This window comes from Alcanivorax limicola, from assembly GCF_019931215.1.
GTDB lineage: Bacteria > Pseudomonadota > Gammaproteobacteria > Pseudomonadales > Alcanivoracaceae > Isoalcanivorax > Isoalcanivorax limicola.
Genome location: NZ_JAIOUB010000001.1, coordinates 202,115 through 217,433, shown reverse-complemented (window position 1 = coordinate 217,433; position 15,319 = coordinate 202,115). Strand labels below are relative to the sequence as shown.

Below are 15,319 nucleotides of genomic sequence, written 5' to 3'. Positions count from 1 at the left end.
CCGGCATACTCGTTTCAGTCTGATGTGATGAACGCTGCCCGGACGTCCACCGCACCGCGAGTTATCATTTGCATGAATGCCTCCTCTGTACCCGACACCTACCCCCGGACCACCAACACTGCGGGGCGCTTGCGTTGGCCCTGGCGAAGTCGCTGTACGCTCTCGATTCAGGCTGGCGGCCAGCGTTACCTGCCCCATATCCGCACGGCCATGCAGAGCGCCCGGCGCAGCATCTGCATTGAGCTGTATATGTGCAATTCCGGGGTGCTGTTCGACGAGTGGTTTGCGGTCTTCAGCGCAGCGGTCCAACGGGGCGTATCGGTGCAGCTGCTGCTTGATGACATTGGCAGCGCCGCACTGAGTCGCCAAGATCGGCAACGTTTACGCGACGCCGGAGTGACACTGCTGTTCTTCAACCCGGTGCGCATGGGCCACCTGATCAGCGCCCTGGTGCGGGATCATCGCAAGCTGATCATTGTTGATGACGAGCGCGCCTGGGTAGGCGGCATGGGCATTGATGACCGCTATGACCCCCGCCTGCACGGCGATGAAGCCTGGATGGATGCCATGCTCGCCTGCCGTGGGCCCCTGGTGGCCGATTTTCGCATGTTGTTCGACCAGGCCTGGCGTCTGGCAGATGCGGGCCCGGTAAGCGGTGCCGTGCGGTGGCGCCTGACGGCGCAGCGCCCTGAACCCGTGCGGCAGGACCGGCGAAATACCACCTGGGCACGCGTCAATGCGGCACGCGGCGGCCGCCGCAACCCCCTGATCAGGACGTTGGTGCGCCGCATTCTGCGTGCACGCACGGAAGTCTGGCTGTGCACGCCCTATTTCCTCCCGCCGCGCTCCCTGTACAAGGCATTGCTCATTGCCGCACGACGCGGCGTCAGCGTGCACCTGACTCTCGGTGGTGAGCATACTGATCACCCGGCCATTCGCTACGCAGGCCAGCACTACTACCAGCGTCTACTCGACGCCGGTGTGCAGATTCATGAGTACCAGGCCCGCTTTCTGCATCTCAAGGCAGCCAGAGCAGATAACTGGAGCACCATGGGTTCCTTCAACTATGACATCTGGAACAGTAGCTGGAATCTTGAGGCAAACGTGGAGACGGTCGATCAGGGATTTGCCGGGCGTATGGCAGAGATGAAAGCGTTGCTGGACAGGGAATCCGTGCTCGTCACACGTGAGGCGTGGCAGGAACGCGGGCTACTGACGCGTACACGCACCCTGTTCTGGCACACCATCGGGCTGCGTTTCATGAAGCTGGTCAGAGGCATCTGGGCCACGGCAACCGCCCACCCTGCTGCGGACTGATCAGTCCACAGCAGGCGTGCGCAGAAACAGCACCGCCAGCACCGCCGCAAACAACGCCACGCCAGCTGCCAGCAGAAAACTGGTGCCGCCAAGTTGGTCCCAGAACAACCCCGAAAGCGTCGCCCCCACCGCCCAGCCGGCCCCGAAACCGAGACTGGAATACAGCGCCTGTCCCTGACCCGCGTGCCCCTCCCGAAAGGTGCGGTGCAGCCAGGCAATCGCCGCCGCATGGAAACTGCCGAAGCTGGCGGCATGCAGCACCTGAGCCAGCACCAGCATGCTCATGCTGTCGGCCTGGGTCGCGATAATCAGCCAGCGCACTGCGGCCAGCAACAAGCTGGCCTGAATGATCAACGCCAGCGAGTGCCTTTCCAGAAGCCGGTGCATGAGCAGAAACACGGCGACTTCCGCGATAACGCCGAAAGCCCACAACTGCCCGGCGACACCGCGACTGATGCCCATGTCCACAAGATAGATGGTGTAGAACGTGTAGTAAGGCCCATGGGACATCTGCATCAGGAAAGCGCAGACAAAGAACACCAGCACTTCGCGACGCCGCAGCAATGCCAGCAGACCACCTCGGGCTGGCCGCCGGTGAACCTGCTGTTGCTCGGGCAGTGTCAGCGTGCACAGCCAGATGGCCCAGAGCAACGCCAGCAAGACCCAGGGCACCACCGATACCGGGGCGCTGTCCAGCACCCGGCCCAACACGAGCACCGCGAGCACAAAACCGACAGAGCCCCACACACGGATCTGGCTGTAGCGATCACTGCGATGCCCCAGGGCACTCAGGGTCAGCACTTCAAACTGGGCCAGCACCGCGTTCCAGAAAAAGCTGAAGCCAGCCAGCACCAGCAACATCCACCAGAAGCCGTCAGCGAAAAAAACGCCGGTAAATATTACGGCGGCAAGCAGATTACCGGTACGGATGATGCGCAAGCGCTGGCCGGTGGTATCGGCCAGCCAGCCCCACAGATTCGGCGCCCCCATCTTGGTGATTTGCGGGACCGCCATCAGCAGGCCAATCTCGGCGGCACTGAAACCATCTTCCCGGAGATACAGACTCCAGTACGGCACCAGCACGCCGAGTAGCGCGAAATAGAAGAGGTAAAAGGCGGACAGCCGCCAGTACCAGGGCATACCTCGCATGCCCGGTACGCTCAACCCTGGCCCGGTATGTCGTGATCCTGGCCTGCCGGAATCGGCACGCCGGAGGGCTGCACATCGCCACACTGGGCACGATGACGCAGGCAGTGGTCCATCAGCACCAGCGCCAGCATGGCTTCGGCGATGGGTGTCGCCCGTATGCCGACACAGGGATCGTGGCGCCCCTTGGTGACCACCTCGGCAGGCTGGCCCTGCACATCGACCGACTGCCCTGGAATCAGGATGCTGGAGGTCGGCTTCAGCGCCATGGACACTTTGATACGCTGGCCAGAGGTGATCCCCCCCAGCACACCGCCTGCGTGGTTGCTGAGAAAGCCCTCTGGCGTCATCTCATCGCGGTGCTGCTCACCACGCTGCTCCACCACGGCAAAACCGTCACCGATCTCCACCGCCTTGACCGCGTTGATGCTCATCATGGCCCGGGCCAGATCGGCATCAAGCCGGTCGAACACCGGCTCGCCCCACCCGGCCGGCACACCCTCGGCGTAGACGTTGACCCGCGCACCGATGGACGAGCCGTCCTTGCGGAGGGCGTTGATCAGTTGTTCCAGTGCGGGCACCTGAGCGGCATCCGGAAAGAAGAACGGATTCTCGTTGACGGTGTGCCAGTCAAACGCGGTGGCGCGAACACTGCCGATCTGAACCACGCCACCATAGATACGAATGCCAAACTGCTCTGCCAGACACTTGCGGGCAATGGCCCCGGCGGCGACGCGCATGGCGGTCTCGCGCGCGGACGAGCGCCCGCCACCCCGGTAGTCACGAAAACCGTACTTGCGGTGATAGGTGTAATCCGCATGACCCGGCCGGAAGGTGTTGGCGATATCAGAGTAGTCCTTGGATTTCTGGTCGGTGTTCTCGATCAACAAACCGATCGGGCAGCCGGTGGTCTTGCCTTCGAAGACACCGGAGAGAATACGCACCTGATCCGGCTCACGACGCTGGGTCGTGTAACGGCTGGTGCCAGGCTTGCGCCGGTCCAGCTCGCACTGCAGATCAGCTTCCGACAATGTCAGCCCCGGCGGGCAGCCGTCCACAATGGCGCCCAACGCCGGGCCATGGCTTTCGCCGAAGGTGGTGACACGGAAGAGTTCACCAAAGCTGTTACCTGCCATATCTACCTGTCCTGTCTGTCAGACCCGATTTGCGGTCAGCTGCGCTTTGCACAGCATCCTCGCATGGTAACTCAAACCGCCGCAAAGGCCTCGGCGTGAGCCAGTAGCTGGTCGCGGGTCAGCATGAACACGCCATGCCCGCCCCGCTCGAATTCGAACCAGAAAAAGGGCACCTCGGGCCATGCCCGCAGCATGGATTCCCAGCTGTTGCCCACCTCCACAATCAGCACGCCCTGCTCGCTCAGATACTCCGGCGCCTCGCGTAACAGCCGACGGGTGAAATCCAGACCATCCGCACCAGAGGCCAGTGCAAGCACAGGCTCGTGCCGGTATTCATCAGGCAGGCTGGCCATGTCCTGCGCGTCCACATAGGGCGGATTGGTGACGATCAGATCGTATTGCCCTTGCGCCGCAGCCAGCCCGTCGCCCAGCAAGGCGCGAACCTGATTCTCGGCGCCGTGCAGGGCAATATTCTCGCGACACACTGCCAGCGCATCCTCAGAGATATCGGAGGCATCCACCTGCGCATGGGGCAAAGCCGCCGCCAGCGCAATGGCGATACAACCGCTGCCGGTGCACAGATCCAGCACCCGGTGCACCTGTTCCGGGACAATCCAGGGCTCGAAACCCTGCTCGATCAGTTCGGCCAGCGGCGAACGCGGCACCAGCACCCGCTCATCCACACGGAATTCCAGGCCACAGAACCAGGCCCGTCCGGTCAGATAGGCCGCAGGCATCCGTTCATTCACGCGCCGGGTCATCAATGCCACATAAGCGTCAAGCTCCAGCGGCAGCAGACGCGCGTCCAGCAAGCGCGGATCCGAATCCCAGGGCAGGCCGAGGACATGCAGCAGAAGATTCAGCGCTTCATCGCCATAATCATCCGTGCCGTGCCCCAGAAACGCCTCGCCCCGGCGCAGGGCAGATTCGCCCCAGCGCAGGCAGTCGCGTACGGTGACCAGCGCCTGGCTGGCCTGTTGCTGTTCGAGTTCACTGATCATGTTGAGCATCCCATTCCGGCGGCGAAGATTATCACAGAATCCGGGATCACAGTCGCGTTCGAGGGCATGCCGCGCTGATCCGGGACGCCAGGGTCAGGCGATCCGCTATAATACCCGGCGGGCCGTCAGGGCCCGGCATACGAAAGACAATGCATGGCAGACAAGGAGGCCCCGACCCATGGCGTACTGGCTGTTCAAAACCGAACCCGATGCCTACAGCATCGACGATCTTCAGCGGGAGCAGCGCTGCGGCTGGGAAGGCATTCGCAACTACCAGGCACGCAACCGGCTCCGCGATGCCGTCCAGTGCGGCGATACGGTGTTCATTTATCATTCCAGCTGCAAGGTGCCGGCAATCGTCGGTCTGGCGGAAGTCGTGCGTGACGCCTATCCGGACCCCACCCAGTTCGATCCGCAATCCCCCTGGTTCGACCCCCGATCCAGTCTGGACGCCCCGCGCTGGTTGCGGGTGGACGTGGCCTATAGAGGCCATGCCGGGCAGCCTCTCACACTGAAGGCCGTGAAGCAGGACCCCAGGCTTGCACACCTGGAACTGGTCAATCGGGGCCGGTTGTCCATTCAGGAGGTGGATGTTGCCGCCGCAGCGTATATTCTCTCCGGATTGAAGCTGACCCAGCCCTCACAACATCCGCCCGGAGCATCATGACCACTGACATCCTGCTCATCCGCCACGGCCAGGCCTCCTTCGGCGCCAGCAACTACGATGTGCTCTCGCCTCAGGGCCGGCGTCAGGCCGAGGTACTGGCTGCCCATCTGAGCACGTCCACGAGCGCTCCGCTGGACCGGGTGGTCCACGGCAATCTGATGCGGCAGCGCGATACCGCTGCCGCCTATCTGCAGCAACCGGGCGTCAACGGTATTTCGCAGCAGCAGGAGCACCCCGGTTTCAACGAATTCCAGGCGGAGCACATCGTGCGCCACTACCTGCCACGGGTGATTCGCCAGCAACCCGAGCTGGGCCAACTGCTGACGGGGGAGAACGGTTTTCATCGCAACTTCCAGCCGTTATTGCTGGCAACGCTGGGCAGCTGGCAGTCCTGTGAATTCCCGCGCGAGGATCTGGAAAGCTGGCCCGCATTTCGCCAGCGTGTGCGCGCTGCCATGGCCGACATCCTGACCGATGCCCGCCCCGGTGAACGCATCGGTATCTTCACCTCCGGCGGCGTCATCGCCGTGATACTGCAACAGGTACTCGGCGCCGATGACAGCCTGTTGCGCCATCTCAACTATCGTATCGCCAACGCGTCCATCAGTTGCATTACCCACGAAGAGGGGCAGCTGCACCTGTCTTATTTCAACAACTACAGCCATCTGCAACCGGCCGATCTGGTCACCTTTCGCTAACACTGACTTGATGCGCCATTGCGCGCCAGACATTGCTTCGCCGCGCCACAATGGTGCGTGCCCCGGCTGATGCACAGCCAGAACGCGACTTGCGCACGCTGCATGGCGGTGCACCGTGCTGGCACGCCGGTTGCAACGTTCCGAATGGGGGAGTCATCCGCGCTGAGCACCGCCGGACTCGAGTAAAACCGTTCTGGAGCACAATCATCATGTATATCTGGCTGATCGGCCTGCTCTGTCTGGTGCCGTCCATGGCGGCCGCCAGTGATGGCGACGCCGCCGTCAATATGGTCTGGCTGGCAGCAGCCGGGGCAATGGTGTTTCTGATGCAGGCCGGATTTGCCCTGCTGGAATCGGGCATGTCCCGCGCCAAGAATGCGCTCAATGTGGTCATGAAAAACTACATGGATGTGTGCGTAGGCACTCTCATATTCTGGGCGGTCGGTTATGGCCTGATGTTCGGCGACAGTCAGGGCTGGTACGGCACCAGCAGCTTCATGATCAGCCAGGCGGATAACCAGACCTATGGCATGCTGCTGTTCCAGACCATGTTTGCAGCCACGGCCGCCACCATTGCCAGTGGCGCCATGGCCGAACGCACGCGCTTCGGTGCTTATCTGGTGGGCGCGCTGGGCATCATCGGCTTCATCTATCCGGTATTTGGCAGCTGGGTCTGGAACGACAATGGCTGGCTGGCCCAGATGGGGTTCATCGATTTCGCCGGTTCATCTGTCGTGCACTCCGTCGGCGCCTGGTGTGCGCTGGCCGGCATCCTGGTGCTCGGCCCTCGCCTGGGTCGCTTTGATGATCAGGGGCGCCCACGGGAAATACGCGGCCATAATCTGACGCTGGTGGCGCTGGGCGGTTTCATTCTCTGGTTCGGCTGGTTCGGTTTCAACGGCGGCTCGACACTGGAGGCCTCCACGGATATCGGCCTGATCAATCTCAACACCCAGCTGGCCGCTGCGGCGGGCGCCTGTGGCAGCATGTTGCTGGCGCTTGTCAGCCGCCGCCCGATACTACTGACGGAAACCGTCAATGGCAGCCTGGCGGGGCTGGTCGGGGTCACTGCAGGGTGTGCCACCATGTTGCCGCCCTACGCGCTGATCACCGGTCTGATCGCAGGCATGCTGTGCAGCCTCAGCATGCACATGCTGCTGCGCTGGCGTCTTGACGATGTCGTTGGCGCGGTGTCTGCCCACGGCGTCGCCGGCGCCTGGGGCACCATTGCTGCCGGATTGTTCCTGCACGGCGATATGTTCAACGCGCACGTTGTCACTGTTCAGGTCATCGGCGTGCTGGCCTGCTTCGCCTGGACCTTCTTCTCTGCTTTGCTGATGTACGGCCTCATCGCTCTGACCATGGGGCTGCGAGCCAGCGCCCTGCATGAACAGCGCGGGCTGGATCTGAGTGAGCATGCCGAAATCGGCTATCCGGAATTTGCCGGTGAGACGACCGCCTACACCGCTGAGCGGGCCGGCAGCATCGAGGCAAGCCGATGAACAACCAGGAGCTCGTCGACAAGCGCCGCGCAGTCTATACCGGCCTCAAACCGTTTCTGCCCCGTGAAGACCTGATGGCGGCGCTGCACCATTGGGAAACACACTACGCGGAACGGCCACGCTTCACGCTGCAGCGATTTATTTCGGACATCTGCCAGGACGAAAGCCTGCGCGAAAGACGCTCGGCGATACTGCTGAGTCTGGTGCAGGCCATGAATATGCCCGTGCACTCTCTGCTGCCCGATCCATTGGCCGGGCAGCATCCGCAACGGCGTGACGATGCCGGAACCGGCGGCTCCGCTGCCTCTGTTGCCGCGGCTTTCTCTGCGCTCATGGAAGCCCTGAGCAGCCGCGTGCCCTTGCCGCAGCGGCACAGCTTTCGCCTGGATCTGCTGGCATCCATCAATCGCGATACCTGGCCACCCGCACTGGTCAATGCCATGCAGCGCTGGCTGGGTGGCGACAACAGGGACCGCCGAAATGCCAGCCCGGACGAAACGGCATCGGGAACGGCATTAAGTGTACCCGCCGTCCCGGAGGCGCTGCTGCAGGCGCTGGTCAACCGCACCTATGTCGTGCTGGCCGAACGCATCGGCCCGGTCAGCGCAGATCGGGCGCTCGCCGACGCCGTCGCCCAGGTGCGCGATACGCAACCGGAGCTGGACAAACACCTGAGCCAGTTGCTCTGAACTCACCCCGGCCAGCCAGCGCGGTTGCGGCGGCCGTCATCCGCTGCGTATGCTATGCACAAAAAGCATATCACCGGCACCAGATCAGGCCGGTCAACAGGGAGTGATGCGTGAAGCTGCATAACCAGATTTTCCTGGCCATGGTACTGGCGGCCCTGGCTGGCTGGCTGACGACAGAAAGCACGCAGTTTTTCGGCATCCCCCTGCTGGCGATCTACGATACGGTGGGTCAGCTGTTTATCAGTGGCCTGCAGATGGTGGTCGTACCGTTGATCACCACCGCCATCATCAGCAGTCTGACCGGGCTCGCAGACGGACGGGATCTCGGCCGCCTTGGCAGCAAAACCCTCGCCTATTATCTCGGCACCAGCCTGATTGCCGTCATTGTCGGTTTGCTGGTGGTCAACATGATTCAGCCCGGCATCATTGGCGGCGAAGCTGCCGGTGACCGACTCGGTCTGGCAGAGAATACCGCCGACGTATTGGCGCGGGTTGAGGGGCGCGGCGTCGGCGACTTCGCCGGCATCATCCTGCAAATGGTGCCCTCCAACCTGTTCCACGCCGCCGCAACCGGTCAGCTGTTGGGCCTGATTGTCTTCTCGTTGCTGTTCGGTTATTTCCTGCGCCAGGTTGACGGCGATGCTGGCAGCGCGCTGCGCCATGCCATCGACGGCCTGTATGAGACCATGGTGAAGATCACCATGTTCATTATCCGCTTCGCTCCCCTGGGCGTATTCGGCCTGATCGCGGCCACGGTGGTACGTACCGGCTTCTCCGCTATTGCACCGCTGGCGTGGTTTTTCCTCACCGTACTGCTGGCATTGACGATACATGCCTTTGTCATCCTGCCGCTGGCGATTCGGCTGCTCGCACGTCGCAGCCCCGTAAGGCATATGAAAGCAATGACCCCGGCGCTGCTTACCGCCTTTTCCACTGCCAGTTCGGCGGCCACACTCCCCCTGACCATGGAATGCGTGGAAAAACGCTCCGGCGTTTCCCGCCGCAGCGCGACTTTTGTCCTGCCATTGGGCGCCACCGTGAACATGGATGGCACAGCGTTGTATGAATGTGTTGCGGTGGTCTTCATTGCCCAGGCCTACGGCATGGACCTGTCGCTGGCTTCTCAATTCATGATCGTCATCGCCGCGCTGCTGACTTCCATCGGCGTGGCCAGCGTGCCAGCCGCCAGTCTTGTGGCGATAACACTGATCCTGGGCATGGTCGGTTTGCCGCCGGAGGCTATCGGGCTGATCCTGGTGACCGATCGGGTGCTGGACATGTGTCGCACCGCGGTGAATATCTGGGGCGACAGTGTCGGCGCGGTGCTCATCGCACGCAGCGAAGGTGAAGAAGGGGTACTATCCGTACCGACGCGTCAGCTCTGAGATGAATCTGCCATGACAACCCTGTTTCCCACTATCCTCATTACCGGCGGCGCCTCCGGCCTTGGCCGGGCACTGGCTGAACTGGCTGGCAAACGCGGTTACCGCGTTGCCATCGCTGACACCAACAGCCTGCGCGCCGATGAAACCTGCAAGGCACTCGCCGACATGGACATCGGGCACATGTATATCCCCTGCGATGTGCGCAAGGAAGCAGATCTGCGGCTGGCGGTTGAACGTGTCGTATCTCGCTGGGGCCAACTGGACATCATGGTCAACAACGCCGGCGTTGCCGCAGCAGGTCTGTTCGAGATGATACCGGCGGCGGACTGGGAGTGGATCGTCGATATCAACCTGATGGGGGTCGTGCGGGGCTGTCGCGCTGCGCTCACTGCCATGAAACGTCAGGGCGGCGGACACATTGTGAACATTGCTTCCATGGCAGGGCTGACACCGCCGCCAGGCATGAGCAGCTATAACGTCTCCAAGGCCGGTGTCGTCAGCCTGTCGGAAAGCCTGCACAGCGAACTGGCCCCGCTGGGCATCCAGGTCAGCGTCGCATGCCCGTCGTTCTTCAAAACCAATCTCAGCGATTCCCTGCGCACACCGGACCCGGTCACTCGGGCCAGGTTCGAGAAACTGCTCGAATCGCAATCCTATAGCGCCGACGAAATCGCCGAGCATATATTTTGTGGCATCGAGAAAAAACAGTTTCTGATTCTGCCGCACCCCGCGGGGAAGCGGGCGTGGCGAAACAAGCGCTGGCGCCCGGCACGCTTTTATCAGGCAATGATTGCGCTGGGCCGAAAAATGCGTGCCTGACCCATCATCGGGTCAGCATGCCTTGCTCTTCCAGATAGCGCAGCGTGGCGCGGGAATCGGAGGCCAGACCCTTGTCTACCTGATCGGCTACCAGCTGCGCCAGTTTGCGGCCCAGCAGCGGGACCGAACTGGTTATATCAGCCTCCAGATCCTGCTGCGCGTGCCCCGCACCATCCTCACTCAATGTCATACTGCCAGCAACCGTTACCGGCACGCTGCCCATGGAAAAACGGAAACCCGCACGAAAAGGCTGTGTCGTACCGGGCTGCCAGACGAACTCGCTGATCAACGCCGCTGAGCGACCGATAAAGCGGCGAGCAAAGGCAGGAACCTTGCCGGACTTCACATCCATCTGGCGCGTCAAACGAATCAGCAAAGCGCCATCGGGCATCTGCTCTTCTTCGTAGCCGTAATCCGTTACCCCGGACATGGCAAATCGCGCGTCGTAGTAAGCCCGGCAAGTCAGCACGCTGTAAAGTGCTGACGCCGATACCGGAAACCGCCTTGTCCGGGCCAATTGCACACTCATCAATGCGGGCCTCCCTGCTCCACGCCCTGCTCCAGTAACGCCAGCAATGGCGCCAGCTGCTCCCGCAATGCGGCCGCGTGCGCAGCGACATCTTTATCACGCCCTGCCTTCAACATGGCCAGCGCCTGTTCGACACTGATGGACGGGGAGGCATAGGCGCCCTTCTCCGGCTTCTCCGGCGAGGAAGGCAGCCTGTCGCGCGCCGCTTTTCTCAGATCACTGTCTGTCACCACACGATTGCCGCCCGCAGAGACTGCTGCCTGTAACACGGTAGCCGCCTCTTCCTGCACGGAGCGCGTGGTCTGGCCCGGGTGCGTACCGGGAGAAAGCACGCCCACGGATATCGTCACCGGCAAGCGCCGACCAGCATGGCTGATAGCGGCTTCCCGCACCTGCCGGCACAAACGTTCAGCAAACACCCGGGCGCCCGCGCCGTCGGCCGTTGGCAGTGTGACCGAAAACTGCGCCACGCCAATGCGCGCGGCGGTATCTTCCTTGCGGATCAGCCGCGCAACCAGGCGAGAGACCTCAACCAGCGCATGATCTGCCGCCTCTTTTCCTGCCCGGATAAACAGCTTGTTGAACTGATCAACCTCGAACCGCACCACAGAGAGGGCGTGCTGATGGCGTGCGGCAAAAGCCAGATCCTGCTTCAGGCGCGCCGCATAGAACGCCGCATTGCCCAGGCCGGTGAGCGTATCGATGGTGGTGCGCTCTTCCAGGGTTTTGCGCGCGCGCTGATAATTGGCGTGCGCCGTCGCACGGGCAGTCAGATCTGTCGTATTGAAGGGTTTGCTGATGAAGTCGGTAGCGCCCAGCTCCAGTGCCCGTTCCCGCGCAGCGTCGTCGTTCTCAGCGCCAGTGACAATAATCACCGGCAGACCCGCGACGCCGGGATCATCGCAGGTCCGTATACGCTGCAGCAGTTCGTAACCGTCCATCTCGGGCATGGATAAATCGGTAAATACCACCTGAATGGACTGATCCGCGCGAATCGCGTCCCACCCTTTCTGACCGTCTTCGGCGGCCACAACGTCAAAGCGCTCGCCAAGCATTTTCTTGACGGCTGCGCGCATGACGCGTGAATCATCAACGATGATCAGACGCGGCTTGCCGGCCGAGCGGCCGGGTAATTGCGACATTGAAACTCCTGCCTCTTGTCAAAACCGTGTCAGAACCGTCGACGGCCATGCGGGCGCTTGGTCAAGGATTGTCCAGGCATGCTGGCTCCACGCTGTACGCTGTCCCCGGATCGCGCCCACGCGCATAGCGATACAAACGTGAACTCCGCTGACAGTAATCCCCCCTGGCAATACCAGCCAGATAATGCTGATTAAGCAAATGCCCGGTACGTGCCGGAATACAGAATACAATACCAGCGGTGCTATCCAGGTGCGAGAGTATACCAATCCGGGAAAAATAATCTCCGCCGTTAGCAAAATGTTCTACATAGGGCACCGGGCGACCCGCCGCCCGGCTGAGCGTTGCATCAGTCTCAAGACTGTCTGCAATACCCCCGATGCTGTAGATCTCGAGCTTTGCCGCCAATGCCCGGGTCGCCTCGCTGCGCAGCAGCTGGCGGACAATATAGCTGGCGGTGATGGCACCACGGCAATGGCAAACCAGCACCACCTTGTCATGCTGGCGCAATGCCTCCTCCACCACATAAAACGCGGTGCGAGAAAGATAGCCGTCCTTGCGCAACGTGCGGGCCGCAGCGACATCCAGCACATCCGCCGCCAGTCCCGCGGTCGGTATGTGCAACAGATGTACCGGGCGCCCGAAAGTACGGGCGATTTCCAGACCATTGAGAATGGCTACCGGTGGTGGACAGGCCATACCGTTGATAAAGAACCAGCGCTCGCCCACCGGCTCCTGTACGGTCCTTGGCGGCCGCAATACCAGTGTGCCAGCGCTGCATGAGGCGCGGCGTCCGGGGGTCAGAATCTGCACCAGCGCATTCAGCCAGTCACCGCGACTGGCATAGCTGGCTGAATCCAGCTCCGAATGCGCTGTGGGCTCATCCTGACCGGGTGACAGCAGCCGGGGCAGCTGGCCGACATGGGACAGCGCCAGAGACACATCCCGGCGCACCGCCGAACGATTATCCAGCACACGCCGGCCCCATCTGATCGTCTTGCTCAGCATGTCGCTGCCCTGCTCCCGTCAGATCATACGAAGTACATCACCAGCCATTCAGCGACCAGCGCAGGTTTGTCCTCACCCTCGATATCGACAGTGCACTCCAGCTTGAACAGCCACTGGCCCGGCTTGCGCTCGGTCGCTTCCATCAAGGTCGCTCTGGCACGAATCCGCTTGTCGACCTTGACGGGCGCCATGAAGCGCAATTTGTCAAAACCGTAGTTCATGCCCATCTTCAGACCTTTGGGGACCACCAACCCGTCAATGCTGGTCTGCAGATACGGCAGCAGTGACACGGTGAGATAGCCATGGGCGATGGTGCTGCCGAACGGCGTCATTTTTGCCTGTTCCGGGTTCACATGAATAAACTGGTGATCCAGCGTTGCGTCAGCAAACGCATTGATACGGGCCTGATCAATCAGAAACCACTCCGATTCACCCAGCTCTTTACCTACATATTCTGTCAGTTGATTCGGCTCAACAACTTTCATTTTTCTCTCCCTTTGAGATCTCACCGATAGGCTCGTGTGCACGGGAATCATAACGCGCCGGGCCCTGTGCTCCATGACGGACGGACTCAGGCCTGAACAATCCGGTCAATAAAGGGATTGATGATTTCAGCCACGGCCGCAGCGGCTTCCATATGCACATGATGGCGCCCGGGCACCCGCACCACCTCCAGTTGCGGCACGTGCGCTGCTCGCGTGGCGAAGGCGCCTCCCCCCTCAAGCCCCTGCTCCGCCCCGATCAGCAGTGTCGGTGCAGTGATAGCGCCGAGAAAACCGAGCACCTGTTCCTCGGTAAGTCGCAGTGACGAGGGTAGCCGCAGTCGCGGATCGGCACGCCAGGTCCAGCCCCCTGCGACAGATTCCAGGCCGCGCTCACACAACAACCGGGCGGCGTCTTCCGACAGCCCGCCAAAGCCCAGCGTGCGCGCTGCAACCGCCTCGTCGACGCGTGCATAGCGCGGCTTTCGCTTGGCGGAAAGATCCTGCATGGCGCGAATCGCTTTACGCAGGGTTGTCGGTGCATCACTGCCCGGTGTCGTGGGTGGCCCAAGCCCTTCCAGCAGGATCAGGCCCACTATCCTCTCCGGAAATGCACCCGCCAGCAGGCTGGCAATACCTGCGCCCATGGAGTGCCCCATGAGAATAAAACGTTCCCAGCCCAGGCTGTCCGCCACGGCAATCACATCACGTATATTGTCGATGTAGTGCGTGACGCTGTGAAATGGCCGGTGCGCCGATTTGCCATGCCCTGCGGAGTCAAGTGCGAACAGCGGATTGCGGATATGTGCCGACAACGGCAGGAAGGAATTGGCATTGTCCAGCCAGCCATGCAAGGCCAGTATCGGTGTCCCCTCACCCGGCCAGTAGCGCCCCTGCAATGTCAGGCCCCAAGCCTCTATGCGCCGCTCTTCAGGCCGGCGTATGCTGCGCGACATCGTCATTTTGCCCCTTTGTGTCCCGGGCAGGCATGACGCCCAACCCTTGCAACCCGGTGAGAATGATGTCTGATGCCGCTTCAGGATTTTCCAGCGGGAACATATGCCCGCCTGGCGCCAGACGATGAACCATTCCATGGCGCTGCACATGGCGGCGGGCACTGCTGAGGAACATGGGCTCCGATTCAGCGCCTGACACCATGAGACCGGGTACTTGCAGCCGAGGCAGCCGTCCGATGTTTCCCGGTGTGGTACGAAAAACGTTCACTTCCACCTCCGGAGCATAACGTAACCGCAGAGCGCCGGCATCCCCCTCACCGGGCGCATCGTCATCCACCTCCAGTCCGGCGGCCAGATAATCCGCGAGGCAGCGCGGATCAAGGCGCTGGAAGAACGGCCGCCGCAGGAAGTAGGCCTCCGCCTCGGCGCGATCCGCCCAGCGCGCCCTGCGCCCCTTGCTGCGCCCGGCGGGCGTAATCCGGTCACCCAGGCCCATCAGCCGGGCAAGATTGAACAGATGGCCCTGCCAGCCATTGATCAGGGGCGGGTCCAGCATCACCAACGCCTGAAACCAGTCCGGCCGGCGGCTCGCCACCATGCACATCATCACCCCGCCCATGGAATGCCCCATACCGACGAAAGGCCGAGGCAGCTGCGCCAGTTTCGCTTCCAGTTCACGGGACAGACTCTCCCAGTTGGCGTCCACAGGGTACAGTGGGTCATGCCCCATGCGATCCATCACTTCGACATGGAAATGCTCCCGGAAAGGGGCCAGGAAAGTGGTATAGCTGCCACCGGGAAAGCCATTGGCGTGGGCGAACACCAGGGTTGGACGATCTGTCAT

16 protein-coding genes are annotated in these 15,319 nt (G+C 61.9%); 7 read left to right on the top strand and 9 right to left on the bottom strand.

What is annotated here, in order from left to right:
• Window positions 1–72: 72 nt before the first annotated feature.
• A complete protein-coding gene (locus K8B33_RS00995) occupies window positions 73–1,317 on the top strand; it encodes a phospholipase D-like domain-containing protein (protein WP_223422297.1) in 1,245 nt (414 codons plus the stop codon).
• On the opposite strand, the gene K8B33_RS00990 is transcribed toward K8B33_RS00995, so the two are convergent.
• The 3 genes from K8B33_RS00990 to prmB form a co-directional block, all read right to left on the bottom strand.
• On the bottom strand, window positions 1,318–2,457 hold the full coding sequence (locus K8B33_RS00990) for an MFS transporter (RefSeq protein WP_223422295.1): 1,140 nt from the start codon (window positions 2,455–2,457) through the stop codon (window positions 1,318–1,320).
• A gap of 20 nt (window positions 2,458–2,477) precedes the next feature.
• Window positions 2,478–3,599, bottom strand: a complete 1,122-nt coding sequence (gene aroC / locus K8B33_RS00985) for a chorismate synthase (protein WP_223422292.1) — start codon at window positions 3,597–3,599, stop codon at window positions 2,478–2,480.
• Between the two features lie 71 nt (window positions 3,600–3,670).
• Window positions 3,671–4,600, bottom strand: coding sequence for a 50S ribosomal protein L3 N(5)-glutamine methyltransferase (gene prmB, locus K8B33_RS00980; protein ID WP_223422290.1), 930 nt, complete (start codon window positions 4,598–4,600; stop codon window positions 3,671–3,673).
• A 178-nt stretch (window positions 4,601–4,778) separates the two neighbouring features.
• On the opposite strand from prmB, the gene K8B33_RS00975 reads away from it, so the two are divergent.
• From K8B33_RS00975 to K8B33_RS00950, 6 genes are all read left to right on the top strand, one after another.
• Complete coding sequence (locus K8B33_RS00975; RefSeq protein ID WP_223422288.1) at window positions 4,779–5,267, top strand: EVE domain-containing protein; 489 nt, start codon at window positions 4,779–4,781, stop codon at window positions 5,265–5,267.
• A complete protein-coding gene (locus K8B33_RS00970) occupies window positions 5,264–5,965 on the top strand; it encodes a histidine phosphatase family protein (protein WP_223422286.1) in 702 nt (233 codons plus the stop codon). Before K8B33_RS00975 ends, K8B33_RS00970 begins: the two co-directional genes overlap by 4 nt.
• A gap of 209 nt (window positions 5,966–6,174) precedes the next feature.
• Window positions 6,175–7,467, top strand: a complete 1,293-nt coding sequence (locus tag K8B33_RS00965; RefSeq protein ID WP_223422283.1) for an ammonium transporter — start codon at window positions 6,175–6,177, stop codon at window positions 7,465–7,467.
• Window positions 7,464–8,156, top strand: coding sequence for a hypothetical protein (locus tag K8B33_RS00960; RefSeq protein ID WP_223422281.1), 693 nt, complete (start codon window positions 7,464–7,466; stop codon window positions 8,154–8,156). The genes K8B33_RS00965 and K8B33_RS00960 overlap by 4 nt, the downstream gene beginning before the upstream one ends.
• Window positions 8,157–8,266: 110 nt before the next feature.
• Window positions 8,267–9,541: a dicarboxylate/amino acid:cation symporter gene (locus K8B33_RS00955; RefSeq protein WP_223422279.1), complete on the top strand. Its 1,275-nt coding sequence runs from the start codon at window positions 8,267–8,269 to the stop codon at window positions 9,539–9,541.
• Between the two features lie 12 nt (window positions 9,542–9,553).
• Entirely contained in the window at window positions 9,554–10,360 is an 807-nt protein-coding gene (locus K8B33_RS00950) for an SDR family oxidoreductase (protein ID WP_223422277.1), read from the top strand.
• Between the two features lie 4 nt (window positions 10,361–10,364).
• Here K8B33_RS00950 and K8B33_RS00945 read toward each other — a convergent pair whose 3' ends face one another.
• The 6 genes from K8B33_RS00945 to K8B33_RS00920 all read right to left on the bottom strand — a co-directional run bounded on the left by K8B33_RS00945 (window position 10,365) and on the right by K8B33_RS00920 (window position 15,319).
• Window positions 10,365–10,889: a DUF2505 domain-containing protein gene (locus tag K8B33_RS00945; RefSeq protein WP_223422275.1), complete on the bottom strand. Its 525-nt coding sequence runs from the start codon at window positions 10,887–10,889 to the stop codon at window positions 10,365–10,367.
• Entirely contained in the window at window positions 10,889–12,031 is a 1,143-nt protein-coding gene (locus K8B33_RS00940; RefSeq protein WP_223422273.1) for a GGDEF domain-containing response regulator, read from the bottom strand. The genes K8B33_RS00945 and K8B33_RS00940 overlap by 1 nt, the downstream gene beginning before the upstream one ends.
• A gap of 61 nt (window positions 12,032–12,092) precedes the next feature.
• Complete coding sequence (locus K8B33_RS00935) at window positions 12,093–13,037, bottom strand: hypothetical protein (protein ID WP_223422270.1); 945 nt, start codon at window positions 13,035–13,037, stop codon at window positions 12,093–12,095.
• 23 nt (window positions 13,038–13,060) lie between these two features.
• On the bottom strand, window positions 13,061–13,522 hold the full coding sequence (locus K8B33_RS00930) for a MaoC family dehydratase (protein WP_223422268.1): 462 nt from the start codon (window positions 13,520–13,522) through the stop codon (window positions 13,061–13,063).
• An 86-nt stretch (window positions 13,523–13,608) separates the two neighbouring features.
• Complete coding sequence (locus tag K8B33_RS00925; RefSeq protein ID WP_223422266.1) at window positions 13,609–14,475, bottom strand: alpha/beta fold hydrolase; 867 nt, start codon at window positions 14,473–14,475, stop codon at window positions 13,609–13,611.
• Entirely contained in the window at window positions 14,450–15,319 is an 870-nt protein-coding gene (locus K8B33_RS00920) for an alpha/beta fold hydrolase (RefSeq protein WP_223422264.1), read from the bottom strand. Before K8B33_RS00920 ends, K8B33_RS00925 begins: the two co-directional genes overlap by 26 nt.